This is a genomic window from Ruegeria sp. BB5 (genome assembly GCF_056539405.1).
In genome coordinates, this window is record NZ_JBQFUX010000006.1 from 43912 (window position 1) to 70727 (window position 26816).

The 26816-nt window shown below is 58.6% G+C and carries 28 protein-coding genes; 19 read left to right on the forward strand and 9 right to left on the reverse strand.

Annotation, left to right across the window (positions count from 1 at the left end; translation table 11 throughout):
- Nucleotides 1-20: 20 nt before the first annotated feature.
- The 3 genes from rsfS to ACR0DL_RS14390 are packed head-to-tail and all read left to right on the forward strand — an operon-like array spanning nucleotide 21 to nucleotide 1382.
- The gene (rsfS, locus tag ACR0DL_RS14380; protein ID WP_058276550.1) at nucleotides 21-380 is read left to right on the forward strand and encodes a ribosome silencing factor; all 360 of its coding nucleotides are present in this window, start codon (nucleotides 21-23) and stop codon (nucleotides 378-380) included.
- A 44-nt stretch (nucleotides 381-424) separates the two neighbouring features.
- The gene (gene rlmH / locus ACR0DL_RS14385) at nucleotides 425-895 is read left to right on the forward strand and encodes a 23S rRNA (pseudouridine(1915)-N(3))-methyltransferase RlmH (protein ID WP_480689772.1); all 471 of its coding nucleotides are present in this window, start codon (nucleotides 425-427) and stop codon (nucleotides 893-895) included.
- Nucleotide 896: 1 nt separating this feature from the next.
- Nucleotides 897-1382, forward strand: a complete 486-nt coding sequence (locus ACR0DL_RS14390; protein WP_480689773.1) for a flavodoxin family protein — start codon at nucleotides 897-899, stop codon at nucleotides 1380-1382.
- Between the two features lie 3 nt (nucleotides 1383-1385).
- On the opposite strand, the gene ACR0DL_RS14395 is transcribed toward ACR0DL_RS14390, so the two are convergent.
- Nucleotides 1386-1733 (reverse strand): hypothetical protein, encoded by a 348-nt coding sequence (locus tag ACR0DL_RS14395; protein ID WP_170379331.1) that lies wholly within the window; start codon nucleotides 1731-1733, stop codon nucleotides 1386-1388.
- Nucleotides 1734-1768: 35 nt separating this feature from the next.
- A complete protein-coding gene (locus ACR0DL_RS14400; protein ID WP_170379329.1) occupies nucleotides 1769-2479 on the reverse strand; it encodes a DUF599 domain-containing protein in 711 nt (236 codons plus the stop codon).
- A gap of 82 nt (nucleotides 2480-2561) precedes the next feature.
- Between ACR0DL_RS14400 and ACR0DL_RS14405 the strand changes: the two genes are divergently transcribed.
- From ACR0DL_RS14405 to ACR0DL_RS14435, 7 genes are all read left to right on the forward strand, one after another.
- Complete coding sequence (locus ACR0DL_RS14405) at nucleotides 2562-4010, forward strand: FAD-linked oxidase C-terminal domain-containing protein (RefSeq protein ID WP_480689776.1); 1449 nt, start codon at nucleotides 2562-2564, stop codon at nucleotides 4008-4010.
- Between the two features lie 25 nt (nucleotides 4011-4035).
- Nucleotides 4036-5136, forward strand: coding sequence for a glycolate oxidase subunit GlcE (gene glcE, locus ACR0DL_RS14410; protein ID WP_480689778.1), 1101 nt, complete (start codon nucleotides 4036-4038; stop codon nucleotides 5134-5136).
- A gap of 4 nt (nucleotides 5137-5140) precedes the next feature.
- Nucleotides 5141-6457: a glycolate oxidase subunit GlcF gene (gene glcF, locus ACR0DL_RS14415; protein ID WP_480689780.1), complete on the forward strand. Its 1317-nt coding sequence runs from the start codon at nucleotides 5141-5143 to the stop codon at nucleotides 6455-6457.
- Nucleotides 6458-6575: 118 nt separating this feature from the next.
- Nucleotides 6576-7367, forward strand: a complete 792-nt coding sequence (locus ACR0DL_RS14420) for a trypsin-like serine peptidase (RefSeq protein ID WP_480663486.1) — start codon at nucleotides 6576-6578, stop codon at nucleotides 7365-7367.
- Nucleotides 7364-8179 (forward strand): trypsin-like serine peptidase, encoded by an 816-nt coding sequence (locus tag ACR0DL_RS14425; RefSeq protein WP_480663488.1) that lies wholly within the window; start codon nucleotides 7364-7366, stop codon nucleotides 8177-8179. The genes ACR0DL_RS14420 and ACR0DL_RS14425 overlap by 4 nt, the downstream gene beginning before the upstream one ends.
- 122 nt (nucleotides 8180-8301) lie before the next feature.
- Nucleotides 8302-8769, forward strand: coding sequence for an Hsp20 family protein (locus tag ACR0DL_RS14430; protein ID WP_170351869.1), 468 nt, complete (start codon nucleotides 8302-8304; stop codon nucleotides 8767-8769).
- A 223-nt stretch (nucleotides 8770-8992) separates the two neighbouring features.
- Nucleotides 8993-9424: a hypothetical protein gene (locus ACR0DL_RS14435; protein WP_480689782.1), complete on the forward strand. Its 432-nt coding sequence runs from the start codon at nucleotides 8993-8995 to the stop codon at nucleotides 9422-9424.
- A gap of 64 nt (nucleotides 9425-9488) precedes the next feature.
- Here the strand turns inward: ACR0DL_RS14435 and ACR0DL_RS14440 are convergent, their stop codons facing one another.
- Complete coding sequence (locus ACR0DL_RS14440) at nucleotides 9489-10964, reverse strand: NAD-dependent succinate-semialdehyde dehydrogenase (RefSeq protein WP_170361865.1); 1476 nt, start codon at nucleotides 10962-10964, stop codon at nucleotides 9489-9491.
- 249 nt (nucleotides 10965-11213) lie between these two features.
- Here ACR0DL_RS14440 and ACR0DL_RS14445 point away from each other — a divergent pair, with 249 nt between their 5' ends.
- From ACR0DL_RS14445 to ACR0DL_RS14470, 6 genes are all read left to right on the forward strand, one after another.
- Entirely contained in the window at nucleotides 11214-12293 is a 1080-nt protein-coding gene (locus ACR0DL_RS14445) for a coiled-coil domain-containing protein (RefSeq protein ID WP_170552297.1), read from the forward strand.
- Nucleotides 12294-12570: 277 nt separating this feature from the next.
- Nucleotides 12571-13689 carry a hypothetical protein gene (locus ACR0DL_RS14450; protein WP_170552300.1) on the forward strand — a complete coding sequence of 373 codons (1119 nt, stop codon included), beginning with the start codon at nucleotides 12571-12573 and terminating at the stop codon, nucleotides 13687-13689.
- Nucleotides 13690-13745: 56 nt separating this feature from the next.
- The gene (locus ACR0DL_RS14455; protein WP_480689784.1) at nucleotides 13746-15680 is read left to right on the forward strand and encodes an AAA family ATPase; all 1935 of its coding nucleotides are present in this window, start codon (nucleotides 13746-13748) and stop codon (nucleotides 15678-15680) included.
- A 415-nt stretch (nucleotides 15681-16095) separates the two neighbouring features.
- Entirely contained in the window at nucleotides 16096-17433 is a 1338-nt protein-coding gene (locus ACR0DL_RS14460) for a DUF6638 family protein (protein WP_480689786.1), read from the forward strand.
- Nucleotides 17434-17700 carry a hypothetical protein gene (locus ACR0DL_RS14465; protein WP_170361871.1) on the forward strand — a complete coding sequence of 89 codons (267 nt, stop codon included), beginning with the start codon at nucleotides 17434-17436 and terminating at the stop codon, nucleotides 17698-17700.
- A gap of 11 nt (nucleotides 17701-17711) precedes the next feature.
- Nucleotides 17712-18359, forward strand: coding sequence for a DUF1523 family protein (locus ACR0DL_RS14470; RefSeq protein WP_480689788.1), 648 nt, complete (start codon nucleotides 17712-17714; stop codon nucleotides 18357-18359).
- A gap of 41 nt (nucleotides 18360-18400) precedes the next feature.
- Here the strand turns inward: ACR0DL_RS14470 and ACR0DL_RS14475 are convergent, their stop codons facing one another.
- The 6 genes from ACR0DL_RS14475 to ACR0DL_RS14500 form a co-directional block, all read right to left on the reverse strand.
- Nucleotides 18401-19495: a flagellar basal body P-ring protein FlgI gene (locus ACR0DL_RS14475; protein WP_480689790.1), complete on the reverse strand. Its 1095-nt coding sequence runs from the start codon at nucleotides 19493-19495 to the stop codon at nucleotides 18401-18403.
- Nucleotides 19492-20502 carry a flagellin gene (locus ACR0DL_RS14480; RefSeq protein ID WP_480689792.1) on the reverse strand — a complete coding sequence of 337 codons (1011 nt, stop codon included), beginning with the start codon at nucleotides 20500-20502 and terminating at the stop codon, nucleotides 19492-19494. The genes ACR0DL_RS14475 and ACR0DL_RS14480 overlap by 4 nt, the downstream gene beginning before the upstream one ends.
- Nucleotides 20502-21953, reverse strand: a complete 1452-nt coding sequence (flgK, locus tag ACR0DL_RS14485) for a flagellar hook-associated protein FlgK (protein ID WP_480689794.1) — start codon at nucleotides 21951-21953, stop codon at nucleotides 20502-20504. Before flgK ends, ACR0DL_RS14480 begins: the two co-directional genes overlap by 1 nt.
- Nucleotides 21954-21984: 31 nt before the next feature.
- The gene (locus ACR0DL_RS14490) at nucleotides 21985-23280 is read right to left on the reverse strand and encodes a flagellar hook protein FlgE (RefSeq protein ID WP_170351880.1); all 1296 of its coding nucleotides are present in this window, start codon (nucleotides 23278-23280) and stop codon (nucleotides 21985-21987) included.
- A gap of 97 nt (nucleotides 23281-23377) precedes the next feature.
- Complete coding sequence (locus ACR0DL_RS14495) at nucleotides 23378-24214, reverse strand: flagellar motor protein MotB (RefSeq protein ID WP_480689796.1); 837 nt, start codon at nucleotides 24212-24214, stop codon at nucleotides 23378-23380.
- Between the two features lie 86 nt (nucleotides 24215-24300).
- Nucleotides 24301-25638, reverse strand: a complete 1338-nt coding sequence (locus ACR0DL_RS14500) for a FliI/YscN family ATPase (RefSeq protein WP_480689798.1) — start codon at nucleotides 25636-25638, stop codon at nucleotides 24301-24303.
- A gap of 88 nt (nucleotides 25639-25726) precedes the next feature.
- On the opposite strand from ACR0DL_RS14500, the gene ACR0DL_RS14505 reads away from it, so the two are divergent.
- Genes ACR0DL_RS14505 through fliE form a run of 3 tightly spaced genes read left to right on the forward strand, consistent with a single transcriptional unit; the run spans nucleotide 25727 to nucleotide 26814 of the window.
- Nucleotides 25727-26113, forward strand: a complete 387-nt coding sequence (locus ACR0DL_RS14505) for a FlgB family protein (protein ID WP_170361991.1) — start codon at nucleotides 25727-25729, stop codon at nucleotides 26111-26113.
- Between the two features lie 12 nt (nucleotides 26114-26125).
- Nucleotides 26126-26512: a flagellar basal body rod protein FlgC gene (flgC, locus tag ACR0DL_RS14510; protein WP_170379299.1), complete on the forward strand. Its 387-nt coding sequence runs from the start codon at nucleotides 26126-26128 to the stop codon at nucleotides 26510-26512.
- A gap of 11 nt (nucleotides 26513-26523) precedes the next feature.
- Entirely contained in the window at nucleotides 26524-26814 is a 291-nt protein-coding gene (fliE, locus tag ACR0DL_RS14515) for a flagellar hook-basal body complex protein FliE (RefSeq protein ID WP_170518361.1), read from the forward strand.
- Nucleotides 26815-26816 lie beyond the last annotated feature (2 nt).

The following is a 26816-nucleotide window of genomic DNA, read 5'->3' on the forward strand; positions in this document are numbered from 1 at the left end:
CCGATGACCGGGCCAATGTAATGGCTCACTCTCAGTCAATCAGCGACAAGCTGCTTGAACGTATCCTTTCCTCACTTTCCGATGACAAGGCCGAAGATGTCGTGCAGATCAACCTGCAAGGCAAGTCTTCGGTTGCGGATCACATGGTGATTGCCTCGGGTCGGTCGACCCGTCAGGTCTCGGCCATGGCGGAAAAGCTGACGGATCGCATCAAGCAGGAATTCGGTTTCACCTCGAAGGTCGAAGGCAAGGATGCCGGCGACTGGGTGTTGATCGATACGGGCGACGTGATCGTCCATATCTTCCGCCCCGAAGTGCGTGAATTCTATCAGCTGGAAAAGATGTGGCTGCCTCAGGGCGGCAGCGCCTCGGCGAACTGAGGCGCCATCCCGGCCTGCATTAACAGGCCGGCGGCGAGAGAAATATGCGTATAAGCATTTGTGCGGTCGGGCGATTGCGTGCCGGACCGGAGAAGTCCCTGCTTGATGATTACCTGACCCGATTTGACCGGACCGGCCGCGCGCTGGGCCTTGGTCCTGCGCAGGTGATCGAAGTTGAGGACAAGAAAAACGCAGGCATGGGGGCGGAAGCCGCACTGCTGCGTAAGGCTCTGCCCAAGGGCGCAGTAATCTGCACACTGGACGAGCGGGGGCGGGTGATGTCCTCGCCGGATTTTGCCAAGAAACTGGGCGGATGGCGCGATGCCGGGCGTCAGGATTTGGCGCTGATCATTGGCGGGGCGGACGGAATAGACCCTAATCTGCGGGACGAGGCCGATTTTTCTATCTCATTCGGGTCAATGGTCTGGCCCCATATGCTGGTCCGTGTGATGCTGGCCGAGCAACTGTACCGGGCTGCAACCATCCTGTCGGGCGGCCCTTACCACCGGGTCTGACATGGCGCAGCTTTTGATCGTCTACCATTCGCGCACCGGCGGCGCCCGGCAAATGGCCGAAGCCGCGGCTGAGGCCGCGCATGATGAGGCTGAAACCATCCTGAAACCCGCCGATCAGGCCGGACCGGACGATCTCCTGCGCGCCGATGGCTACCTGTTCTGCGCGCCCGAGAATCTGGCCGCGATTTCGGGTTTGATGAAAGAGTTTTTCGACCGCAGCTATTATCCCGTACTGGGCAAGATCGAAGGCCGTCCCTATGCCCAGATGGTGTGCGCCGGGTCCGATGGCGAGAACGCCGCGCGCCAAATGGCCCGGATCGCAACTGGCTGGCGGTTGAAAGAGGTGCAACCGCCCCTGATCATCTGTACCCACGCTCAATCGCCCAAGGCGATCTTGGCGGAAAAGACCATCCCTGATGATCAACTGGAAAAATGTCGCGAAATCGGCGCCGCCTTGGCCGCAGGTCTGAGTCTGGGTGTTTTCTGACTCTCAGTTCAGATCAACAACCGTGGTGCCTTCGTTCCAGCCATCCACATTGCACCGTGCCTGAACCTGCACTTGAGTAGCGCCCTTGGGAATCACGACACCACTGAGTGAACGGGTAAAGGGCTGCTCATTCTCATGTGGATGGTGCAACACGCGCATGCCCAGCTCGTCGCCGTCCATATCCAGCACGCGCCAGCCATCGGCGTAATGATCCCAGCCAGTATCGGGATGGCGGATCGTCACGTCGAATCGCCAGGTATCGCCGCTCTGACGGGCTGAGACATTCTCGATCACCGACGGATCGGCAAGGGCAGGGCTGGCCAGAAAGGCACTGAGAATCAGGTATCGCATGCGCTGACCATAGGGTGTGCGACGCACCCGCGTCATCACGAACCTGTGTTGGGTGGCAGGTCCATCAGGATCGATCGTGAATGCGAGGCAAATTCCCGCCGGTACAACACGCCAAAGGTGACGGTGGTGCCGATGATCAGGGCAACCGGCCCCAATATCCATGTCACCGAGGCCAGCGCAAAATAGGTCGCTCGAAGGGCACGGTTGAAGCTGCGCGCGGCGGTAACGCAAATCTCGGCGGCTTGCGCGGCGCGGGGATAGGCCTGCGGGTCTTCGGGGTCATTGGGCACGGCGGCCATCAGCACCCCGCAATAGCCGAACAGGCGATGCGCCCAGACATACTTCAGAAACGCGTTGGACAGAAATGCCAGTACAATCAGAATCTTGATCTCCCAGACCAAGGCCGGGGCGCTGCCTATGGCCAGATCCTGCGCCACTCCGGCCAGACGTTCGGTATTGCCCAGCAAGGCCAGCCCGCCGCCAATGGCAATCATCGTGGTCGAGGCGAAAAACGTGCTGCCCTGCCGCATGGTGCCAACCATCTGCGCATCAAACATGCGCGGTTGGCGCGTTACCATCTCGTGCATCCAGTTGCGGCGAAAATCATCCATCATCATCGTGACGGAGTTTTTGCGCGGTGAAGGGTTGTCGATCCGCCAGCCGATCCACTGCCAGGCACAAAACAGCAGCAAAATGGCCGCATAGTCGAGTGGTGAAAACACCAGGGCGCGTTCAATCCAGGTCATGGTCGCGACACTACGCGCGGCCAAGAGAACTTGCCAGATGTAGAAATTGGTAATATTAATTTACCAAACCGGAGGGCTCGCCATGGACATGCCAACGCCAAACCCAGATATTCTGCGCCGCAGGGACGCCGTTTTGCAGCAATTGCTGGAGGTTTTGCCCCAAGATGCCGTGATCCATGATGCTGCTGAAACCCTCGCGTATGAATGCGATGCGCTGACGGCGTATACATGTCCTCCGATGCTGGCGGTGCTGCCGGCGACCACGCAACAGGTCTCGGACGTGCTGCGCATCTGCCATGCCGAAGGCGTGCCGGTTGTGCCGCGCGGTTCGGGCACGTCTCTGGCGGGCGGGGCATTGCCGACGGCGGATTGCGTCATTCTGGGCATCGCCCGCATGAACGAGGTGTTGGAGACCGATTATGACAATCGCTATATCCGCGTCCAGACCGGCCGCACCAATCTGAGCGTGACCGGGGCCGTTGAGGAAGAGGATTTCTTTTACGCCCCCGATCCTTCGTCACAACTGGCCTGCGCCATCGCGGGCAATGTCGCGATGAATTCCGGCGGGGCGCATTGCCTGAAATACGGTGTGACGACCAACAACTTGTTGGGCGTGACCATGGTATTGATGGACGGCAGTGTGGTTGAGATCGGCGGCGCGCATCTGGATGCAGGTGGATTGGACCTGCTGGGGGTGGTTTGCGGCTCGGAAGGGCAATTGGGTGTCGTGACCGAAGCAACGCTTCGCATACTGCGCAAACCCGAGGGCGCTCGGCCGGTTCTGATTGGTTTCGACGACAACGAAGTCGCCGGGCATTGTGTCTCGGATATTATCAAATCGGGCATTCTGCCCGTCGCGATCGAGTTTATGGACACGCTGTGCATCAGGGCTTGTGAGAATTTTGCCAAAGCAGGCTATCCCGATTGCACGGCGCTGCTGATTATCGAGGTCGAAGGGTCCGAGGCTGAGATCGACTATCAACTGTCGAAGATCGTCGAGATTGCCAAACGCCATAACCCGGTGGAAATTCGCGAAAGCCAATCGCCCGAGGAAAGCGCCAAGATTTGGTTGGGCCGGAAATCGGCCTTTGGGGCCATGGGGCAGATGAACGACTATATGTGTCTGGACGGTACGATCCCGGTCTCGTCCCTGCCCGAAGTGTTGCGCCGGATCGGCGAGATGAGCCAAGACTACGGCCTGCCCGTCGGTAATGTGTTTCATGCGGGTGATGGTAACATGCACCCTCTGATCCTGTTCGACGCCAACAAACCCGGTGATCTTGAGAAATGCGAGGCGTTTGGCGTCGACATTCTGCGGCTATGCGTCGATGTAGGCGGCTGCCTGACGGGTGAACACGGGGTAGGCGTGGAAAAGAGGGATTTGATGGCACATCAATACACGCCGCAAGACCTGGAAGCACAGATGGCGATCAAGGATGTGTTTGATCCGAAATGGTTGCTGAACCCCGCCAAAGTGTTCCCTCTGGACGCGTCAGCATCCCGGCGCGATGTGCGTATGGTCGCGGAATAAAAGGCTCTAACACAAAAGATATGCGATGAAACCCAAGACGGAAACCGAACTGGCCGAGATGGTGGCCGGACTGAGCCATCCGGTGCGTATTGCCGGTGGTGGCACCCGTGGTATTGGCGGGCCAGACGCAACCATTCACACCGCGGGCCTAAGCGGCATAACCCTGTATGAACCCGGCGCGCTGACCCTTGTGGCGCAGGCCGGCACACCCTTGGCCGAAATTGAGGCCGCTCTGGAAGCAGAAGGCCAGCAATTGCCGTTTGAGCCTATGGATCATCGTGGTCTGCTGGGCACGGGCGGAGAGCCCACCATCGGCGGTGTCGTGGCGGCCAATATCTCGGGCCCACGGCGTATTCAAGCCGGGGCCTGCCGGGATTTCCTGCTGGGTGTGCGGTATGTCGATGGCAATGGGCAGGTGATCAAGAACGGTGGCCGGGTGATGAAAAACGTCACCGGATACGATGTGGTCAAACTGATGGCGGGGTCCTGGGGCACGTTGGGGATTTTAACCGAAGTGTCGCTGAAAGTGCTGCCAAAGCCCGAATCCACCGCGACCTTGGCTGTACAGGTCTCGGATGCTGAAGACGCAGTGCAAGCCATGTCCGCAGCGCTGAAATCTCCGTTTGAGGTCAACGGGGCCGCGTATGACCCTCAAGATGGGCGCACCTTTTTGCGGATCGAGGGGTTTTCCGATTCGGTGTCCTATCGCTTGGGCCAGCTGAGATCCGTATTGACCGGATTCGGTGAGGTCAAAGAAATCCCGGATCCTGCGGACCTGTGGCGAGGCCTGCGTGATGTCAAACCGTTTCAGGGTCAGGACGGCGACGTCTGGAGGATCTCGGTCAAGCCAAGCGACGCGCCCGAAGTTTCGATGCATCTGGCGGCGGACCAGCTTCTGTTCGATTGGGGCGGGGGATTGATCTGGGCGCGGGTCTCACAAGGAACCGATCTGCGCGCACGTTTGGGTGCATTTGACGGCCACGCAACACTGGTACGGGCTGGAGCAGATACAATAGAAACATTGGGTCAATTTCAGCCTGAACCTGCCGAAGTTAAGGCTCTAACACGGGGATTAAGACAGCGTTTTGATCCACGCGGCCTCTTCAATCCGGGCCTGATGGGATAAATTGATGCAGACGACATTTACCGAAGAACAGCTAAAGGACCCGGCGACCCAGCGCGCGAATGAAATTCTGCGCAGCTGTGTACATTGCGGGTTCTGTACTGCCACCTGCCCTACCTATCAGGTACTGGGCGACGAACTCGACAGCCCGCGCGGACGTATCTATCTGATCAAGGACATGCTTGAGAATGAGCGTGTGCCGGATGAAAAAACGGTACGGCACATCGATCGTTGTCTGTCCTGCCTGGCTTGTATGACAACTTGTCCGTCCGGCGTGCATTACATGCATCTGGTTGATCACGCGCGGGACTATATCGAACAGAATTACAATCGCCCCTTCAGTGATCGTGCGCTGCGCTGGATACTGGCGCAAATTCTGCCCTACCCGACACGATTCCGCTGGGCGCTACTTGGGGCGAAACTGGGCCGCCCGTTTCGCTTCCTCATGCCGGATGCGCGGCTGCGGGCGATGTTGGATATGGCGCCCAAGCATATCCCTCCGGTCAGCCGAAATGACGACCCGCAAAGCTTTGTGTCCAAGGAACCGCGCAAGAAACGCGTGGCTTTGATGACGGGCTGTGCGCAAAAGGCGCTCAACACCGATATCAACGACGCAACCATTCGCCTGCTGACCCGGTTGGGGTGTGAGGTTGTGGTGGCCAAAGGGGCCGGGTGCTGTGGCGCGCTGACCCATCACATGGGCAAGACCGGCGACAGTCACAAAGCGGCCCAAGCCAATATCAAGGCCTGGACGGCCGAGATGGATGGCGGTGGACTGGACGCCATTGTTATCAACACCTCAGGTTGCGGCACGACGGTCAAGGATTACGGGCACATGTTCCGAAACGATCCTCTGGCCGAAGACGCTGCGCGGGTGGCGGATATCTCGATGGATGTCAGCGAATTGCTGATGCTTCTGGACCTTCCCGAAGGTACGAACCAGAACTTGACCGTTGCCTATCACGCGGCATGTTCTCTGCAGCATGGGCAACAGATCAAAACTCATCCCAAGACTTTGTTGAAAAAGGCTGGATTCACCGTATTAGAGCCTGCTGACAGCCATTTGTGCTGTGGCAGCGCTGGTACGTATAACCTGATGCAGCCGGAAATCTCGGGCCAGTTGAAGCAGCGCAAAGTGAAAACGCTTGAGGCCAAGAAGCCCGACATGATCGCGGCGGGCAATATTGGTTGCATGATGCAAATCGGCTCGGGCACAGATATTCCGGTTTTGCACACGGTTGAATTGTTGGACTGGGCCACCGGTGGCCCCAAACCACGGGCCTTGCAACCGGGTGATGGGGCACAGATTCCGATCCTCAGATAAGCCTGGTTGATGCAGCGGCGCATCAGTTTTCGGACGAAACCAAACCCGGCACGGCTGCCCTATTTTCGCCCAACCACGACCTTAGGAAGGTGATCCAACAGCAACGCCGGAGAACCGCTTGCAAAACTGGATCAGGGCTTTAGCGCTGGCATTGATGCCGATAGCGGCCGCGGCGCAGGATAGTGGGCTAAAAAGCCTGGATACCACCGATGCCGGGCGGGCGTGGATGGCTGTTGGCCGTCTGGATATAAACGGATCGGGGTTTTGCACGGGTACGCTGATCTCACCTACTTTGGTGCTGACCGCCGCGCATTGCCTGTACGACAAAACAACCGGTCAGCGGATCGATCTGTCCGGGGTCGAGTTTTGGGCCGCGTGGCGTCTGGGCCGCGCGTCCGCCTATCGTGCGGCGCGGCAGGCGGTGGTGCATCCGGACTATCGCTATGACAACGAAACTTCGACGGCACGGTTGCGCAATGACATTGCACTGATCGAGTTGTGGCAACCCATTCGCAACACCACTGTGATCCCGTTTGAAACCGGCGATCGTCCCCGTCGTGGGGAAGAGGTGGGCGTTGTCTCGTACGGGCAGGACAGGGCCGAAGCCCCGGCGCTGCAAGAGGTCTGCTCGGTCATGACCCGCCGGTCAGAAGTTCTGGTGATGTCCTGCGATGTCGAGTTCGGCTCTTCGGGCGCGCCGGTTTTTTCCTTTGAGGGTGACCGCCCGCGCATCGTGTCCGTGGTGGCTGCCAAGGCCGAGTTGAACGGCCAGCGCGTTGCCGTCGGTACCCCGGTCGAAGGGTCGCTGCGCCTGTTGCAAGCTGAACTGTCGGCTGGGCGCGGGTTTCTGGCTGCGACCCCTGAGGGTACATCCAAAAGAAACATTGGCGCGAGGTTCATCAAGCCATGATACGAATTCTGCTGGGCACATTGTTATGCTTGTCTGTCTTGTCGACTGCATCCCATTCGCAAACCGCAAAACGCAAGCTGACGGATCGTGACGACCTTTATGGCTGGGAGGCGGTGGGCCGTCTGGATATCGGCAATAAGGGCTTTTGCACCGGCACGCTGATTGCACGGGATCTGGTTCTGACGGCGGCTCATTGTGCGTTGGATAAGGCCACCGGCCGGCCCTATAAACCCGGAGAAGTGACGTTCCGTGCCGGATTGAGCAACGGTAATTCTCTGGCCGACCGCAAAGTCATCCAGATCGCCACCCATCCGGATTTTGTGGCCAATGCGCCGGTCTCGGCACCGCGAGTTCGCATCGATGTGGCGCTGATGCGTCTGGATGCCCCGGTCCCGCACGGCGTCGCCGATCCGTTTGCGTTGTACGAGGGACGGATCAACGACAACGAGATCAGCGTTGCATCCTACGGGCAAGGCCGATCCGAGGCTATTACGCGCCAGCGTTCGTGCAGCATCCTTCAACGCGGTCGCGGGCTGATCAGCTTTGACTGTGACGTAACCTTTGGGTCTTCGGGGTCGGCCATTCTGGCAAAAAAGGGACCGCGCTGGCAGATTCTGTCGGTTGTATCCGCGGGTGGTTTTGATGGTCGGCGCAAGGTCGGGTATGGCATGGAACTGTCTGGGATCGTTTCTGATTTGAAAGCTGACCTGCGCCGAGATGCACCCCAGCCCAAGGCCAAGATCCGCCGGTTGCAGGTGGGGTCGGACAAGTCCAGTTCCGGTGCCAAATTCATCTCATCCGACGGGTCTTGAACTCGTTCAAAATGCTCCCCATGTGAATTGTACCGGGTCGCCGTGAACGGGGCCTGGCATACTCAATCGCCCGTCCGAACGGAGGGCAAATCGTAGATCGCTCAGATATGAGGATATGACACATGCGTACTTTTGATTTTGCACCGCTGCACCGCGCAACCATTGGTTTCGACCAGATCGCAGACATGATGGACCGCGTTCTGACCAATGACGTGGCTCAGCCCAGCTATCCGCCTTACAACATCGAAAAAACCGATGCCGACACCTATCGCATTTCGGTCGCTGTCGCCGGTTTTTCGGAAAATGACCTGTCGGTCGAAGTTAAGGAAAACGCGCTGATCGTCGCCGGTAAGAAAGCCGCCGAAGACCAAGAGCGCAGCTACCTGCACCGCGGCATCGCCACCCGCGCGTTCGAGCGCCGCTTTGCGCTGGCCGATCACGTGCGCGTCACCGGCGCCAACCACGAAAACGGCATGCTGAACATTGACCTGAAGCGCGAGGTGCCCGAGGCCCTGAAACCGCGCCGGATCGAGATCGCTTCGGCCAACGCCATTGAAAAGGATGTGGTCGACGCCAAAGCCGTGAACTAAGGCGGTCAACCCACACGCCGCGGCGATCTCCTCCTCTCTGGGTCGTCGCACCATGCGCCCCGCGTTCCTCCAGACGCGGGGCGTTGTTTTTTTAGCGCACCTAAGCAAACTCTTTTGGTTCACCAAAATTCCGGCAATCACTAAACACCGTGAGCTAGTCTTTTTCAGGATTAACCGTTGATCAAGAATTCAAAATTGTTGACCACAAAAGGAACCGGGAAACATGCGCTCTAGTTTCATTTTCACCAGTGCAGTTTGTGCCGCCTTAGCGTTTACGGCACTAACAGCGACAAATGCCCAAGCTGACGATGCCGGGAAGATAATCGCAGGGGTCGCTCTGGGTGTGTTAGGCGCGTCAATTGCTGAACATCACCATAAACACGGGTCGCCGTACCAGAAACACCCCGACGTCTCGCCCGAAGAGAATGCAGTTGGGCTGTGTATGCATCGCACCAAAACCGCGATGACCAATCAGGGATATTACGCTGTCGATTTCGAGCGCACGCTGTCTTACACCACAAATTCAGATGGGATCGATCTGATTGATCTGGAGGTCGCCCGGTCCAAGAACACCAATGATGCGCGCAGCACGATCAAAGCCCATTGCGCAATTCAGAACGATGCAGTGGTGAATTTCCGGTACTCGAATTACTGAGCCTCAGACCCGGAACCCAGCGTATTGAGAATGGCCACCGCCGAATGGCGATGGCCCAATCGGATCAGACCGACATGCAGATATATTTCATCTCAAGATAGTCTTCCATGCCGTGATGGCTGCCTTCGCGACCCAGGCCGGATTGTTTGACGCCGCCGAACGGGCCCAGCTCGGTTGAGATGATGCCGGTGTTCACGCCGACGATGCCGTATTCCAGCGCCTCGGCCACTTTGTAGACGCGGCTCAGGTCCTTGGCATAGAAATAGGAAGCCAGACCAAAGATCGTGTCATTGGCCATGGCGATGACATCATCCTCGTCCTCGAACTTGAACAGAGGGGCCAGCGGGCCGAAGGTCTCCTCTTGCGCGACCTTCATGTCCTGCGTCACGCCGGTGACGATGGTGGGCTGAAAGAAGGTACCGCCCAGATCATGCGGCAGGCCACCGGTCAGGATAACGCCGCCTTTTTCCGTGGCATCAGCAATATGTTCGCGCACCTTGGCCACGGCCTCATCACTGATCAGCGGGCCGGTGGTGATACCCTGGTTCAGGCCGTCGCCGACGTGCAGGGCCTCGGTTGCGGCTTTCAGCTTGGCTGCGAATTCGTCGTATACACCGGCCTGCACATAGATGCGGTTGGCGCAGACACAGGTCTGGCCGTTGTTGCGGAACTTGCACATCATCGCGCCTTCGACGGCCGCGTCCAGATCGGCGTCGTCGAATACAATGAAAGGTGCATTGCCGCCCAGCTCCATCGAACATTTCATGACCTGATCGGCGGCCTGACGCAGCAGGATGCGCCCCACCTCGGTCGAGCCTGTAAATGTCAGCTTGCGCACGCCGGGGTTTTCGCAGAACTCTTTGCCGATCTCGCTGGCCTGAGACGAGGGCACGACGTTGAACACGCCGGCAGGTACGCCCGCCTGTTCCGCCAGCAGCGCCAGCACCAGCGCTGACAACGGCGTTTCCGTCGCCGGACGGGCCACAAAGGCGCAACCTGCGGCCAGCGCCGGGGCCGCCTTGCGCGTGATCATTGCGTTGGGGAAATTCCACGGAGTGATCGAAGCCGCAACACCGATGGGCTGTTTCAGCACGGTGATCCGCTTGTCGCGCTGATGGCCGGGGATGGTCTCGCCATACACACGCTTGGCCTCTTCGCCGAAGAATTCGATGAACGAGGCACCATAGGCAATTTCACCCACGGCTTCAGCCAGCGGCTTGCCCTGTTCGGCGGTCAGGATCTTGCCCAGATCCTCGGCGTTTTCCATCATCAGGTCGAACCAGCGGCGCAGGATTGCAGCGCGTTCTTTGCCGGTCAGCTTGGCCCATTCTTTTTGCGCAGCCTCGGCCTGAGCGATGGCGCCTGCCACCTGCGCCCGGCTGACATCGGCAACCTCGGCCACCACATCCCCGCGGGCCGGGTTGGTCACCGCAAGGGTGCCATTGTCGCCATCCACCCACTGACCGCCAATATAGGCTTTGGTCACCAGCAGGTCAGGGTTTTTCAGAAGGGATTTCAGATCGGTTGTCGCGTCCAGCATGGGTCAGCCTCCGGCAGAAAATTGGTTCAACGCACCCAATCAGGTGGGGTCCGGAATGTCTATGTCCACTATCGCCAGCGGGTCAATCCAGATTTGATCAAATAACCTTCAGTTCAAGGCCGTGCATCACGCCTATCTTTTTCAGGCTGAGTTTGTCAAAGTCTGGAGGAAATTTGGACCCAAGGGGATGTAAACACCCGTAACATTCCCTATCTTATTGGGTAAATAAAGAAAAAAGGGATAGCAGAGATGTCGAACCATCAATTTGATGCCTTGATCGAAGAGACTCAGGCGAAAGTCCGTGAAAGCCAATCACAGATCGAAGGGCTGACATCGCGGATTGAGGCCGCCCGCGCCAAGATCGGCACCACTGAGGCGGATATCGACATCGAAAATGCCACGCTTGAAGACGTGCATGCCCATACCGAGGTGATGAACGCCAATATCGCCGAGCTGATCATGGGTCTGGACGATGTGACCAACGCGTTTTCCAAGGATTTCGACGAGATGCGATCGAAAACCGGGTGGGAATCGTTTGTCGGCATCTTTGCCAAAGCCAAATCCGAGTCGATGCGGCAGGAGCGCATGCGCACCGCCAATATCGACGACAAGCTGCAGGACCTGATCGCCAAATCCGACGTGATCGTCAAGCTGCTGGAAGGGCAGTTGTCGGTGTTGGAGGAGCAGCGGGTAAAGGTTGAGGACAACCTGACCGTCACTCTGGACGACCGCGAGGCGACCGTGGCCGAACTGGAAGCCTTGCGCGCTGAAATTCAGGGCATGGACCCGGCCATCATCACGCTGGAAAACAAGATCAGCGTCGAACAGGACGCCGCCGCGCGGACCCAGCTGGAAACCGAACTGGCTGAGATGAACAAGCAATACAACGCCAAGGTTCAGGAAGAGCAGGTCAAGCTGGCCAAGTCCCAGACGCTTGAGCGCTATATCGAAAAGGGCAAGACCTGGGTCGATTCCCTGCAGAACCAGGCGGCGACGCAGATGGTGCTGATCAACAAGCTGCAAACAGACACGCAACAGCGCGTGGTGCTGTATGACGCCCTGACCAAATCGCTGAAAACCGCGCAGCAGCAGGACGTGGCCCACCGCATCAACGAGATCGGCGTGCAGACCGACCAAGAGGCGCAAACCGCCATGGCCGCCATCGGCACCGCGACCAACCAGAAGATGGCCGACATGCTTGAGGCGCATGAGGACCACATGGTCTTTGCCCGCGACGTGCTGGAGAAAAAGGCCAAGGCGGATGAACGCTTTGCCCGTCGGTTCGCGTCGATTGTCGAGAAGCATGATAAGAACTTGTATGGGGGGTGAGGCGCTTCAGTGACGTTCCGTTCCAAAGGCAAGCCAAAAGGAATACGCTACAGGTTCAGGATAGGGATTCTCTTTGTTGTCTTTGGTGGGTTCCTAACTTTGCTTCTTCTGACAGCTGATTGGACCCCGGATTCTTTGATAGCTAAACTTATATTGATAGCGGGTGTTCTATTGATGACATTCTGCTTTTGCGTTCTGTTTGCCAACGGTCTGATCAAACTTGAACAGCTTGATCAGAAGTTGTTCGGCCGCCGACAAAGAAAAGAGCGCGTGGATAATGACTAACCCCACCCAAGACCATGTCGGCCTGACCGACACCTTCGCCTCGCGCCGCTATTTCCGCAAATTTGAGGTAATCACCGTCCATCTCCTTCGTGTGGCTGCGACGATGGAGGCCGAGGGCGCGATCAGCAAGCAAGAGGTGCGGATCGTGTCGCGCTACCTCTCGGGGCTGCTCTACACGTTCCGTGCGCTCAGCATGAAGTACCTGCTGGTCGGGCGCGATACGGGGCGTTTTTTTGGCAGCCTTGCGATGGACAAGCGCGACAGCGGGTTTCCCGTGGCGGCGGAGTTGCTGACCATGGCCAACGACGCGCAGCAGGCGCAAGTACATCTGGCAAATATGCCCTCAGAGGACGACCTGAAAACCGACATGGTGCGCACCATCATCAGCGAACAGGAAATCCCCACCAAGCTGCAATTCGCACTGTCCCAAAGGCTCTATTACGAGGAATTGTTGAAAGGTCAGCTGTTCTGGTCCCGCAACGATCCTGAATGCCACTGGATCGGGAATGAAGGCGAGCGGCGCAAGTTCATGATCCACTGGGCGGTCTATGACAGCCAGATCAACCTGCCGGTCATCTACCTGATGCAGCTTGAGGACAGCGGCAAGACGGCCCTGCCCAAGGATCAGCGCCGCTGGCCCGAAGTGCAGGCGCATCTGATGGCGCAGTCCTTGGGTGGATTGAAACTGGTGACCATCGCCAAAGGTTTCGATCAGGACTTCGACGACCTGCACCCCAAACACCTGCGCCGCATCCACGTGGGCCCGATGTATTCCTCGGCCTATACGGAGCAATCCGGGCCACTGCGGCAGGTGCTGGAAGACGCGCAGGCGCCCGAAGGTCAGGACTGGGCGCTGGCCTGGACCACGGAAGAATTGGAGAGCGAAGACGTGATCGAAGAACGCGCCGGGTGGTTTTCCACCGTCGAACGCGAGGTCTTCGCTTTGGACCCGTTCGGCGGGCAGGGGGCCGAGACCGGCGCCACGAGCACGCAGCGATCCATCATCCTGCCCCAGCGCCCGTTCCAGGTGCTGGCCGAGCGCAACCCGCCGGGATTTGCCGACGTGCGCAAGTTCGTCGTTAGCAAGACCGGGCAGGTGTTGAGATATTGAGGATTTCGCCTTCGGCGAGAGTATTTTTGAAAAGATGAAGCAAGGGCGGTTTTGAGATGAGTTTGACGTCAGATCAGATGGAATTGCGCGAAGACGACATTCGCAAGCATTATCCCGCAGCGACCGCCTTGCTGAACGGGTTCGAACACGCACCTCGGATTGCCAAACCTGTTGAAGCCACCATTGAACGCTCTCCGGGTGTCTCGACCGGACGGCGGTTCCGGTCCACAACTCCGGGGTTGGTGACACGTCGTACTGCGCGCGCGGATGGGGTGCATCTGGTTGAACGGATCGAAGCTTCGGATGATGGCGATACGCTGGTCTCGCCGCCGCAGGCCACTACGCAGCAGGCAATCCGCCGTGCGGTTGCCATTGCTCTGGCGGTGGCTGAAGCCTATGCCGAACAGACACCGCTGGCAGACCTGAAACGCGCGAACCTTGCGGGCGATCTGCCCGCCGCGCGCAAGACCGAGTTTTCGGAATTGCTGACGGCTGAGGCGCTGATCACCTCGCATACTTTCGGCAATGCCTTGGCCTATCTGATGTCCTCGCATCTTGGCGAAACCACTGCTGATATTGGTGAGATCGAAGAGGTCTTGACCGACAACGGTCAACTTGCCCTGCATGGTGCATTGTGGGAACTGGACCAGATGCTGGCCAAACATGCCCCTGACGATGCCTATCTGATCGCGGCCACCAGCGCCTATGCCGAACAGCTAATGGAAAAAGCCGCCCTGCGCGCGCAATCTGCTGGTCATCTGGCCCCGTTCCACAACGCCGCCTGGCATATCGAGGCCGATGATCTGACGATCCGAGGGTTTGAACCCGCCTCGAAGGCCAAATCCACCACCCTGACCATGACGTTCAAGAAACCGAACGAGGTCGTTGGCAACCACATCGCCAAGTATCAGGCGATGAAGCTGGCCAAGATGGTGATGGCCTATGACTTCGACCGCCGCCTGAACCCGTTTGCCGAACTGGGTGGGTTCATCTTTACTTTCATGGGCGACGGCAAACCGGGCACCGGAAAAACCACCCTGATCCAGATGATGGCCGGGCTAATCAATGACTACTGCCAGAACGCGGGCTATCCGTTCCGCTATCAGAACCTGAGCACCGACAATATCGACAGCTATCAGGGCAAATCCGGCCAGAACGCCAAGGCCTTCATCAACACGATCATCGACCCCTCGGTTATCGGGTTTGGCACCATCGACGATATCGACCAGCTGGCGGGCAAACGCGGCGACCGGCAGTCCTCGGCCGGGCAACTGGAAATTACCGCCGTATTGATGGAGAGCTTTGCCGGCGCCAACACCGTTGTACGCGGTAACTGCACTTTCGGCATGTTCTCGAACTACCCCGAGAATGTGGACGACGCCCTGCGCCAGCGGGCGGGCGCACGGTTCCTGGTGGACGGGCCGCAAACGCGCGAGGATTACATCGACATCCTGCACCTGCTGATGGGCCGCAACCATGACATCCCGCTGGGCGAGCACGAAGCCTATGCCGCGCAGGAGATCAAGAAGGCCGTCGCCGCCAGTTTTGAAAGCCACTCCCGCCCGCATGAGGACGCCTTGCTGAAGGTCTATGACCGCGTGTCCGGCGACATCGGCCAGATGGACACGATCGCCAAGCTGGGCACCTACCTCAAGGCGATCCAGCAGGCGGATGAACGGTTCACCGGCCGCGCCATCAAGAACATCACCGACGCGGTCAAGGTCCGCGCGATGGATTTCGAACTGCCTGACGAGTGGATGGAAAACCCCGACCTGTTCCTGTTCCGAGACTACGACACCAAGAAGGCCATGATCGAGGACCTACGCCAGCCGATCACGGTCGAGATGGTGATGCAAGAGATCAACCGCTACGCCGACAGCGAGTTCCGATATGCCGACAAGAGCGACGAGGTCGCCATCGAAAACGCCGTCCGCGAGATGGGACGGATGGAAGAGGCCAAGCGGCGGTATTTGGACGGGAGGGGTGCTTAACCAATGATCATAGTCACCGCAATAATTGTGACTATCGGCGCCTCAAGTTTCGCGTTGGGTTGGTATGCGTCACCTAGAGTGGATACATTCGCGGCTTCGGTCATACTAGCACTACCCGTCGGGGGATTTATAGCTCCTATGGTTTTGACCGAGGCGTTGGGGATTCTAAATTCTGGCCAATTTGGTGCGGGCATCGGTTACATTCTAATCTATTTTTTCAGTCTGATTAAGTTTCCGTGGATTCTCTTTTGCACAATCCTGCTCTCATCGGGGATGTGTCTGTTTGCGTTACATGTGCGCCAATCTCTAGATTCCTCTCTGTCAAATGAGGATACGGCTCGGGCGCGAATTAAGGAGCACAGAAAGCTCATGAACGAAGCAACATTAGAAAAGGGTCAAAAGCGGGGATGACACAATGATCCGCCTCATCGAAAAAGGTCTGATGTTCGGCAACCTTGTCCACATCTCCAGCCCGGCTCTGGTCGAGCGGTATAACCGCGCGCTGCAGCATCTGGCGGGCAGGACCACGGCGCTGACGGATTTTCATGTCGATATCTCGGGCTATTCGCCGGAGGTGGGGATTGAGCTGGAGGATGAGCTCTACCTCAATCCCAACGGGGTCAACCGGCAGTTCATTCTGCTGACGACCGAACAGAAACGCGCGCCTCTGTTGAATGTCAAATTCTCAACCTCGCGCGATATTCTGCGCGAATTTATCGAGATGAACGAGGCGCAGCTGTTCGCCCTGACCGCCACCGATGCCGTGGCCGGAGAGCTGGTGAATTCGGTCATCAAACTCACCTCGCCGCGTGACCTACTGAACATCAAAAAGATCGAGATTGAGGCCGACACTGCAGGCGGCACCCTGCGCAAGGCGCAGCAGCTGGCGGGCATGGTCGAACAGTTCAAAACCCAAGAGGACGCCTGGTTCGATGACGTTCTGATCGCCAGGATGATTGAAACCGCCAAGGAAACCGGCGATGTCACCCGCAACCCCGTTCGCCTGCGCCACACCGCGTTTGAGCAACGCAACTTCTGGACGGCGCATTTCGGCGGGCTCTATCTGTTCCCGGATCTGGACCATCCGGCGGCGATCTACATGGGCGAAAAACCCGACGATCTGAAGATCAAATACACGTTCGAGCCGTCGCAGCGAAACCAGATCGCCAAGTTTCTTGACTATAACGACTTGGTCGAACCAATCGTCAAAGCGCGGGGCGTGGATGCCACCGCGATCCTGCAGCAAAAGATGGATTTCCTGACCGTCGACGCGGCGGCGGATGCAGGTGTTGACCTGAAGGGGCTGGATCGCAGCGATATGCGACGGCTGGCCCGTAATCACGCAGACCGCCTGCCCGAGGCTTATCACGGTTTGGGCCAATTACTGCGCTGGGCGAAGGATGGTGGTCCGTGGCCGCGCATCACTTCGGACCATCCGGCCTATTTCTACACGTTGCGGGCCGCTGATACGCCGAACCGCGATCTGGTGAACATGCTGCTGGCTGAGCTGGCCCCGCTGGACCCGCGCCAAATGTTCATCTGTCACAAGGAACTGTTTTACAACACCTATGCCGGTTGGCCCGAGACCAAGAAAGCCTATGTTGCCGACTTTCTTGCGCGCGAGTATCAGGTGGACAAGGCGGGCGCCCGCGCTGCGTTGTTCGGGCATGAGCCGGACATGAGCGGCGATGACCGGATCAGCGATGACATCATCGCACGCGTTGGTCCCTGGGGCGCAGTTGGGAGGAATTGAATGCTTGTCGCAATCCGTTTTCTAATTCCACTGCTGATCGTTCTGACCGTGATCTATGTCGGGCTGTCGATCTATTCCCGCCTCGTCCGTCGGCGTAAGTTGATCGCGCATTGGGAAAAAAAAGGGCTGCACGGTGATCGAGAGGCTTTTCTCGAGCGGGGAATGCGGCAATATGACAAATCGTTCCGCAAGAAACTGCTGCTGGGTGTCTACGTCATCCCGCTTGGGGCCATTGCCCTGCTGATCTATATTACTAATTTCAAATGAGGGCCGGATAGATGGTCTATGTCAAATGGGTATTCATCATCGTGTTTTGGGGGCTTGTTGCCTCGGTGCTGGAATACACCTTGCCACAGCAAGATGTGGTGCGGATCGTAAAAACCGAGGTGCGGCGCGTCGATTTTGGTGAGAACTCGATCTTCTGGGCACAGCAAGATACAGGCCAAGAGGGCGCGCAGACTGTCAACCGAGATGTGCGATTTGTGGAAACATTCCGCCCGAACGGGAAACCGCGCGTTTATCGCAATGAGGATACCGGCTGGGGCTGGCCGCCCTATTTCAAACTCGACAGTTCGAACCTACAGGCGGAACTGACCAATCTCGTGTCGACTGCGGATAACCCGCAATGGGTGGTTTTGCGCCATTATGGTTGGCGCAATCAGCTTATGTCGATCTTTCCCAATGTGGTCTCGGTGCGCCCGGTGGACAGCCCTGATGTGCGGCTGATCCCATGGTTCAACATCATCTTTCTGACGGTCTTCTTTGCCATCGTCTGGGCTATTTGGGTGCGCTGGCGTCAGTTCCGACAACGCCGTATCGACCCGATGCTTGAGAATATGGAAGATGGGATTTATGCCGCCGGTGATGCGATCGAAGAAAAGCGCAACGGGTTCCGCCGCTGGCTTGATAGCTGGAAATCCAAGTGATGGCGGGCATCTGATCCCGCCACCTGCTCGGTTCTGTTTGCTTATCGAACTACAAATTCAGCGTGCAATGCCCCGGCGGCCTTGATCGTTTTCAGTATGTCGATCATGTCGCGGGGCGACACGCCCAGCGCATTCAGCCCGGCCACAACCTCGGACAGGGTAGTTGCCTCGGGGATTTCGGCCAACCCGGTGCCATCTTCTTCTTCGATACCGGCGAAAGTGCGGGGGACCACAACCGTTTCGCCGCGGGCAAAAGGGTTGGGCTGAACTGCGATGGGGGATTCCTCGACTGTCAGGGTTAGATTGCCTTGTGATACCGCGACCCGTGAAATCCGAACCTCTTGCCCCATGACGATGGTGCCCGAGCGCTGATCGACCACGACGCGCGCCTTGGTTTCCGGTTCGACCAGAATGTTTTCGATCCGACCTAGCGCATGCGCGGTTGAAACCGACTGGGTTGCGGCAATGTTGAGTTCCACCGTGCCGGAATCCCGCATAATCGCCACTGCGCGGTTGAATTCTGTGTTGATCGCAATCTCAATCCGGCTGGCGGTGGTGAAGTCCGGCTCGCGCAGGGCAAGGCGCATTTGCGTCAAGGTTGACAGGTCAAAATCGATCTCACGCTCAACCCGTGCGCCCGAGGGGATCACGCCGGAGGTCGGCACTCCCTGAACAATCGAAGCAGCCTCACCCTCAGCCACGGCGCCACCGGCCAGAACCGTGCCTTGCGCCACAGCATAGATTTGCCCATCGGCTGCGTTGAGCGGTGTCATGATCAGAGTGCCACCCAACAGGCTTTTGGAATCACCAATGGCCGACACCGTCACGTCGATCTGCCCGCCGACCCGCGCGAAAGGCGGCAGGCTGGCGGTCACCAACACAGCCGCTACGTTTTTAGGGCGAAAATCTTCGCCATTCACGTTGACGCCCAGCCGTTCCAGGATGTTCGACATAATCTCTTCGGTGAAGGGTGAATTGCGCAGCCCGTCGCCAGTTCCGTTCAGCCCGACAACCAGGCCATAGCCGACCAGATCATTGCCCCGCACCCCGTCAAAATCCACAAGGTCCTTCAGGCGGATCGTGCCAGCGGATGCTATCCCGGGCAGCAACATCAGTAGGAAAACAAAAAGCTTCATCTTAGGAAATTCACCAGCGACAGGTTCGCATTGCGAACGGTGACGGAATACAGGCTCTCCAACTGGAACTGGACGGTCTGCAACTGTGAAGCGGTTTCATAGGGACCCGCAGCGATCAACTTGTTCCTGCTGAATTCAAGGCTGGTCTGCGCGGCGCTGTTGCGCGTGGCCGCCTGTTCGATCCGAGCCTCTGCTGAACCGACCTGAGCGCGCAAGTTCACCACATCGTTCTGGGTGTTGGCCAGATCGACGCCCAACTGTGTAAACAGGGCGGTGCGCTGATCACGCGGCAAGTTCAGAGCATTGTCAGAGACCAACGCCGCAACGGCAATATCCCGTATCGCATCCTTGATCGCGGGGTCGGTGGCTGTGATCGGGATCGTGATGCTTTCATTCTCGGATATCTGCATCGGTGCCAACGCATTGCCTGAGCCCTGGTAGATCACCGCGTCAAACCCGGCGGGGTCGTTGAACCAGTTTTCTGCCGCCTGTCTGATATCCGCCGTTGTGACGTATCCGCTCAGCTCCGTTTCAAGTGCGCTCAACAACGTGTCGGTTGACGGCAGGGGGGAGACATCAGTGGCCGCGCCGGAATACAGGCTGCGTCCACCAGCGCGGGTGTTCAGCGCTGATATGATCGTATCCAACTCGTTCCGGGCCTGAACCGATGCATTTTCATGGCTGACCGCCTGGTTTGACGTGCCGAAGGACAAAAGGGATGAGGTCAACTCGGTCACGGACTCGTTAATCGTGGTCAAGCTCAGCTGCATGGCATCCGTGAACAACCCAGCCTCAGCCGTCGACACCTGATAGGCGTCCAGGCGCGACAGGCTGCGGTCCAGATCCAGCAGATGGGAATAGTCGCCATCCAGACGTCCCGACACATCCTGAACCTTGCCGGTCGACATCTCATAAGACAGGGTTTCGATTTCGTTTCTGAGTTCGGTCGAGCGGGTCCGCAATGTCATGCCCCGCGCCAGATCGCCAATAGACGTCAAATTCATCATCAGAGCCTCAACAAGGTTTGCATCAATTCATCCACTACCGAGATGACCCGCGCGTTCGCGGCATAGGCCTGCTCGATCTCCATCAGGTTCTGCAATTCCTGGTCGGTGTCGACGCCCTGTTCCGCCTCGATTCGGGCCATTTCCAGCTGTGCGCTGTTGGCAAAGGTCAGGCGTTGGCTGGCTGTATGGGCGTCAGAGCCGGTCTTGGACATCAACGCCTCGGTCAGGTCAGAGGCGCGCATATTGCCGGTGCCAAAGGGCGATCCCGCGACGGGCCGGGCATCGCTGAGAATGGCGCCAAAGGCTTGCAATTGCGTGGCATCGCCCGGATCGCCGGGGGCCACCGCACCAAGCCCGTCGCGCAAGCGCCAGCTGTCACCCCCAGTGTCGGGATCAACAATCGTGTTCAAGCTGATGCGCGAGGCCAGCCCCTCAGGCGCAGTGGCATCGAAGCGGTTGCCGGCATCCGTGAACAGACCGGGATCGGTAGGCAATGCGGTGGGGTCCAGACCGGGTGTTTCGAACCGTTCGATCATATCCCGCGCGACCGAGTCGAGATGAGCCTGTGCCTCAACCGCCAGCTCATCGCGGATTTCAAACTGCGCCATCAGCGCGCCGCCGCGTATCTGGGCGTTGTCTCCGCCGGTGCGCACCGGGTTTCCGTTCATCTCCAACCCCGACAGCAGCCCATTGCCCACCGTCATGTGGGGTTTGGTGTCGCCCGTGGTGGTAAAGGAAAATTCGGCAGCCGTGCCTCCCAGCAGGATCAGGCCACCGTCTGAGTACAGCGACACCTGATCGTTCGCACGCGGAACCGCGTTCACCGGAACAAGCTCATTCACCTGATCTATCAACACCTGCCGCTGGTCTAGCAGGGCACCAATATCGCCACCCGCATGTTTGACCGACGGAATTTTGGCGTTCAGCTTCTCGATATCCTTGAGGGTCTGGTTCAGGCTCTCTACCTGCTTTCCAATGGAGCGATCTGCGTCCGAGCGCAGCTGCCGAACGCCTTCGGACGCCGAATTGAGCGCGTCGGCCAGATCACGGCCCGCGCGGGCCACCTGATCCAGTCGCTCAGAAGAATCTGGCAGGCTGGCAGCGGTGATCAGGCTGCTGTCGAACTCGGCCAACCGATTGGCGAGCGATGTGGGATCGTCAACCGTGCCAACGACGCCCTCAACACTGGTGTGAAAGCTGGAAACTGCAAATTGGTAGGCCAGTTCCGCATCGGTGGTGCGACGGTTGGCGGTTAGAACCGGGTCCTGATTGCGAATAACGCCTGCGGTGCGCACCCCGGTGCCCGAAATCACGTTTGTCGTCAGTTCCAGAGACCTGCGGGCATAGCCGGGCGTCCGCGCGTTGGCGATATTGTCTGACACAACCGAGGTGCCGCGGCTCGAGGCCGTCAGGCCGCTGACGGCGTTGTTGAATGCTGTCGACAAATTCATAGACAGGCCCCTTTCCGGGTCAAAACCCAAATCAGCGTTTGATGTTGGTGGTTTCTTGCAGCATCTCATCAACGGTCTGAATCACCGTAGCAGCCGAGGAATAGGCGCGTTGGGTCTGGATCAGCGAAGTCAGCTCGGTCGCGATATCTGTGGTCGATTCCTCGCGCGCGAAAGACACAAGTTCACCTGTTGGACCTTCCCCCGCGTTCCAGAGAAAATATGTGCCGCTTTCCCGTGATGGCGCATAAGTCTGGCTGTCCAGCGCGGTCAGGCCATTGGGGTTGGGCACATCTGCTAGCGGGATCTGGAACATGCGACGGCTGACACCAGTGTCATAGAACGCATATACATAGCCATTTTCATCGACCTGAACGCTGGTCATCGTGCCCACGGCCGACCCGTCGCGTGTGATCGAAACGGGCGCAAAGGTATCGGACAGTTGCGTGATGCCGTCCGCATCGCCGATCTGGCCGATATTGATCTCCATCGGGCCACCCGCGACGTTGACCACAAGGCTGCCGGTTGCCGGGTCATAGGCCCCGCCCGATACGGTGGCGACGCTGGCCAGTGTGCCGCCAGCGGTGCGGCTGTCGGTGAACGTCAGCGTGTATTCCCCGATCACCGCCCCGCCCGAGGCTGAGTCGCGCAGCACCATGGTCCATTCATTGCTGCTGCCGGCCCCGGGGACGGTTGGCACAAGTTCGATATCCACGCTTTCGGATTTGCCCAGGTTGTCGAAATATTCAACCGACAGGGGTTGTGTGTCGCCCGGCGACCCGGCTTCGGTGGCCGTTGCAGGCAAGTTCATACGCAGATTCATCTGTGTGGTCGGCGCGCCGGACAGTTGATTGACGCTGAGCTGCACGGGCTCGAGCGCTGCCGGGGTGTCCCGCGGCACCGCGGGAATTGAACCGTCCGGGTTGGCGCGCCAGCCCAGCAGGACCAAGCCGGATTCGGTGACCAGATACCCTTCCTCATTGGTGCGGAAAGAACCGGTCGTGGTCAGTTGCATCTCATTCGAGCCACCCGCGATTTGCGAGCTTGGGCGAACCGGCAGCATGCCTCGGCCGCGTACTGCCAGATCGGTTGAATTGTTGGTCGTCACCAGTGACCCGCGCTGATCGATCAGACGCTGGCTGGTGGTTCTGACCCCACCCGCCGAGTAGCTGCCGCCCTGACCCGAGGTGACCATCGAATGAAAATCCGTCTCAACCCGCTTGTAGCCGAAGGTCGACGAGTTGGCGATGTTGTCTGAAATAGTAGCCAGCCGGTTGGCGTTGGCCTTCAAAGATGCCACACCGGCATTCAGCGAGGAGGAAATCGTCATTGGCACGCCCTTCTGTTGCGTCAATCGTTGAGGCAACAGCTAACGCACTGCCCCTTAACAGCGCGCTAACAGTTAAAATCCGGCCTATCCTGTGCGTTCAGGTGTCGCGCAGAAAGATGATTTCGATCCGGTTATTGCGCACGGCCATCGGGTTTTCATCGCTCAACTCCCGGTCGGCATGACCGGTCACGCGATCCAGCCGAGAACCCGCAAAACCCTTATCCTCAAGCAGTTGGCGTACCACCTGCGCGCGCGAGGTCGATACATCCCAGGACGGGTCCTGCGCCAGAACCACGGGCGAGGCGCTGACGTGACCCTCGACCGAGACAGCATTTGTCACCAGATCCGAAGATCGCGTCACCAGCAGGGCCAGCGCCCGCATCATCGGGGTCGGTTCATCCGTTCCCGATTCGAACAGCGGCTGATCTTCGGTATCAAACAGCTCGACCACCAGACCTTCGTCAGTGACGCGCGTAACGATGTGCTTCAGCACATTGTCCGACACCATGCTTTCCCCGGTATGCCCCAGAAGTTGCGCTTCGAGCGTCGAGAAGTCCTCGGACATTTCCTTGCCGCCATCGGGATTCACGCCGATCGACCCCCGCGCTTGCCGCGCAATCGTCGGGTGCCGCTTGGTCGCGCCCGAGCCATCCATTACCATGGTCACTTCGGAAAACATGTTGTTCCCGCCAAAAGCCCCATCGCCCCCGCCCGAAACCGGGTTTACCGGAATTGTTGGCGAGAAATAATCCGCCAGCCCTTTGCGTTGTTTCTCAGTCGTTGCATTCAGCAGCCACATCAACATGAAGAACGCCATCATGGCCGTGACAAAGTCGGCATATGCGACTTTCCACGCGCCGCCGTGGTGACCATCGCCACCTGACACACGTTTCTTCTTGATGATGATTGGCGCCGCATTGGATTGCGCACCCATCTCCACCACCTTTTTTATCACCCAACTACAGGGGTAGCCGGGCAGGTCTTAAGGTGGCCTTAACACTTAAAACTGTCCCGATTTCGCTAGCGCGGCAAGTTGGCGTTGGCCCGCCGCAGGATCAGTTGCAGGAGGTTGAAGCTTTTTTTGATTCCATCTGGCTCGGGTTTGCCAAAGAACGCGTCCAGTTCCTCATGCACGCGCACGGCCTGATCCAGCAGCGGGTCTGCGCCTTCGGCATAAAGCCCGGCCTTGATCATGACCTCGGATTGTTCATAGCTGCCGACCAGTTTGCGGGTTTCCGAGATCAATTGGTTTTCCTCTGCGGTGGCCGCCCCCGGCAGGCTGCGCGAAACCGAACGGCTGAGGTCAATGGCCGGAAACCGCCCGCGCTCGGCAATGTCGCGGCTCAGCACGATATGCCCGTCCAGAACCCCGCGCAGGATGTCAGCCACTGGTTCATCCATATCCGAACCCGCGACCAGAACGCTGAACACGGCGGTGATATCACCTTGGCCCGCCGCTCCGGGACCCGCGCGTTCACACAACCCGGCAATCAGCGGCGTGACCGAAGGTGGGAAACCCCGCAACGAAGGCGCTTCGCCCATGGCAACGGCGATTTCGCGGTGCGCCTCGGCAAATCGCGTCACCGAATCGGCCAGAAACAATACGTTCAGCCCCTGATCGCGCAGATACTCGGCCACCGACATTGCCGACCAGGCGCAACGCCTGCGGGCAAGCGCCGATTGGTCGGACGTGGCCGCGACAACGACCGAGCGTTTCATCCCCTCTGCCCCCAACGCATGTTCGACAAACTCGTTCACCTCGCGCCCGCGTTCGCCCACCAGTGCCACGACAACGGCATCCGCCTGCATCGATTTCGCGAGCGTTGCCAGCAAGGTGGATTTTCCGACGCCCGATCCGGCGAACAGACCGATGCGCTGACCCTGGACCACGGGCAGCATCGTGTTGAGCATCGCTAAACCGGTCTCCATCCGTACGCCCAGCGGTTTACGTGCCACAGCGGGCGGCGGAGCACGCATGATGTCCTGCTCATGTGCGCCCGAAAGCAGAGGTTTCCCGTCCAGCGGTTTGCCAAAGGGATCGACCAGGCGCCCCAGCCAGTGCATGCCGGGTGCGAAAGCGGATGTCTGGTCCAGAATCACCCGGTCACCAAGGCACACCCCATCCGGCGCGGCGGTTGGCATCATGCGAATCCCGTCGGTCTCGACATGAAGCACTTCGCCCGGCAGATCCGGGCCATTACGACGCCGCAATGTCAGGTGGTCACCGATTCGCGCCTGCCCTTCAAGGCCTTGTATTTCAATGACTCCGCGCGCCACGCCGGTAACGCGGCCCATATGGCGCACAGCAGACAGACGGTCGAATTCACACTTCAGAAGCATCGGGTCGAGATCGGACATCGTGGGTTCTCCAATGGGTTTCTGCAAACGCTTTCTAAAGGAATCGGGGTTAAGCCTTGATTGAAATTGATCGAGGGAGAAGCCCCCGATGTTCTATGACCTGAACGTCTTTAAGGCAGCGTACGCAATGGCAACCCATGCCGGGCAACGGCAGGCAGTGATTGCGCGCAACATGGCCAATGCAGATACGCCCGGCTATCAGCCCCGAGATATCGAGGGTTTTCAGAAAGCATTCGAAAAATCAGACCGTCAGGTTTCGATGACCGCCACCCGCGCGGGTCATCTGAACGGCGCCACCGCCCCACAGCCCTGGGCCGAGTTTGAGGTTGCGCCGTCAGGCGATCCAAACGGCAATGGAGTGTCTGTCGAGGAAGAGATGTTCAAAGCTGTCGAGGTCAAGCGCCAGCATGACCGCGCGCTGACCATCTACAAATCCTCGATGAACATCCTGCGCAGCAGCCTTGGCCGGTCATAAGGAGTGTAAGACATGAGCGATTTTTCCCATTCCCTAGCCGCCTCAACCAATGCTCTGCGTGCGCAATCAGCCCGCTTGCGGCATGTGTCCGAGAATATCTCGAACGCCGATACGCCAGGTTATCGCCGCAAAACCGTGCCGTTTGAGACGGTGCAAAAGAACGGACAAGAGGTGGTGCAGGCCGGGCGCGTCAAACTGGATCGCCGCGAGGGTTCGCGCATTTATGACCCCGGTCACCCGATGGCGGATGAAACCGGCCATTACCGTGGCTCGAATGTCGATCTGATGATCGAAATCGCAGACGCACGTGAGGCGCAGCGCAGCTATGAGGCCAATCTCAAGATGTTCGACCAGTCACGCCAGATGTCGTCGAGCTTGATGGAACTTCTCAGAAAATAAAGGACACCAGAATGGATATCCGATCCCTGACCGCGGCACAAAACTATGCTGTCGCTCGCCCGGCCACGCAGGCCGATCCTGATCACGCCGGATTGGCGCAAGGGCTGCGCAGTACGTTTCAGGACTTTACAGCGACGCTGAAGCATTCCGAGCAAATGTCGCAGGCCGCCATGACCGGCCAGGCCGATCCCCACGCTCTGGTACAGGCACTGGCACAGACCGAGCTGGCCGTGGAAACGGCGGTCATTGTCCGCAACAAGGTGGTCGAGGCGTATCAGGAAATCCTGCGGATGCCGGTCTGATC

Bases quoted from the DNA above. Each gene is read 5' to 3' on its own strand.
- rsfS (WP_058276550.1), top strand. From the start codon at position 21: ATGGCTCACTCTCAGTCAATCAGCGACAAGCTGCTTGAACGTATCCTT.
- rlmH (WP_480689772.1), top strand. From the start codon at position 425: ATGCGTATAAGCATTTGTGCGGTCGGGCGATTGCGTGCCGGACCGGAG.
- ACR0DL_RS14390 (WP_480689773.1), top strand. From the start codon at position 897: ATGGCGCAGCTTTTGATCGTCTACCATTCGCGCACCGGCGGCGCCCGG.
- ACR0DL_RS14395 (WP_170379331.1), bottom strand. From the start codon at position 1,733: ATGCGATACCTGATTCTCAGTGCCTTTCTGGCCAGCCCTGCCCTTGCC.
- ACR0DL_RS14400 (WP_170379329.1), bottom strand. From the start codon at position 2,479: ATGACCTGGATTGAACGCGCCCTGGTGTTTTCACCACTCGACTATGCG.
- ACR0DL_RS14405 (WP_480689776.1), top strand. From the start codon at position 2,562: ATGGACATGCCAACGCCAAACCCAGATATTCTGCGCCGCAGGGACGCC.
- glcE (WP_480689778.1), top strand. From the start codon at position 4,036: ATGAAACCCAAGACGGAAACCGAACTGGCCGAGATGGTGGCCGGACTG.
- glcF (WP_480689780.1), top strand. From the start codon at position 5,141: ATGCAGACGACATTTACCGAAGAACAGCTAAAGGACCCGGCGACCCAG.
- ACR0DL_RS14425 (WP_480663488.1), top strand. From the start codon at position 7,364: ATGATACGAATTCTGCTGGGCACATTGTTATGCTTGTCTGTCTTGTCG.
- ACR0DL_RS14430 (WP_170351869.1), top strand. From the start codon at position 8,302: ATGCGTACTTTTGATTTTGCACCGCTGCACCGCGCAACCATTGGTTTC.
- ACR0DL_RS14435 (WP_480689782.1), top strand. From the start codon at position 8,993: ATGCGCTCTAGTTTCATTTTCACCAGTGCAGTTTGTGCCGCCTTAGCG.
- ACR0DL_RS14440 (WP_170361865.1), bottom strand. From the start codon at position 10,964: ATGCTGGACGCGACAACCGATCTGAAATCCCTTCTGAAAAACCCTGAC.
- ACR0DL_RS14445 (WP_170552297.1), top strand. From the start codon at position 11,214: ATGTCGAACCATCAATTTGATGCCTTGATCGAAGAGACTCAGGCGAAA.
- ACR0DL_RS14450 (WP_170552300.1), top strand. From the start codon at position 12,571: ATGACTAACCCCACCCAAGACCATGTCGGCCTGACCGACACCTTCGCC.
- ACR0DL_RS14455 (WP_480689784.1), top strand. From the start codon at position 13,746: ATGAGTTTGACGTCAGATCAGATGGAATTGCGCGAAGACGACATTCGC.
- ACR0DL_RS14460 (WP_480689786.1), top strand. From the start codon at position 16,096: ATGATCCGCCTCATCGAAAAAGGTCTGATGTTCGGCAACCTTGTCCAC.
- ACR0DL_RS14465 (WP_170361871.1), top strand. From the start codon at position 17,434: ATGCTTGTCGCAATCCGTTTTCTAATTCCACTGCTGATCGTTCTGACC.
- ACR0DL_RS14470 (WP_480689788.1), top strand. From the start codon at position 17,712: ATGGTCTATGTCAAATGGGTATTCATCATCGTGTTTTGGGGGCTTGTT.
- ACR0DL_RS14475 (WP_480689790.1), bottom strand. From the start codon at position 19,495: ATGAAGCTTTTTGTTTTCCTACTGATGTTGCTGCCCGGGATAGCATCC.
- ACR0DL_RS14480 (WP_480689792.1), bottom strand. From the start codon at position 20,502: ATGATGAATTTGACGTCTATTGGCGATCTGGCGCGGGGCATGACATTG.
- flgK (WP_480689794.1), bottom strand. From the start codon at position 21,953: ATGAATTTGTCGACAGCATTCAACAACGCCGTCAGCGGCCTGACGGCC.
- ACR0DL_RS14490 (WP_170351880.1), bottom strand. From the start codon at position 23,280: ATGACGATTTCCTCCTCGCTGAATGCCGGTGTGGCATCTTTGAAGGCC.
- ACR0DL_RS14495 (WP_480689796.1), bottom strand. From the start codon at position 24,214: ATGGGTGCGCAATCCAATGCGGCGCCAATCATCATCAAGAAGAAACGT.
- ACR0DL_RS14500 (WP_480689798.1), bottom strand. From the start codon at position 25,638: ATGTCCGATCTCGACCCGATGCTTCTGAAGTGTGAATTCGACCGTCTG.
- ACR0DL_RS14505 (WP_170361991.1), top strand. From the start codon at position 25,727: ATGTTCTATGACCTGAACGTCTTTAAGGCAGCGTACGCAATGGCAACC.
- flgC (WP_170379299.1), top strand. From the start codon at position 26,126: ATGAGCGATTTTTCCCATTCCCTAGCCGCCTCAACCAATGCTCTGCGT.
- fliE (WP_170518361.1), top strand. From the start codon at position 26,524: ATGGATATCCGATCCCTGACCGCGGCACAAAACTATGCTGTCGCTCGC.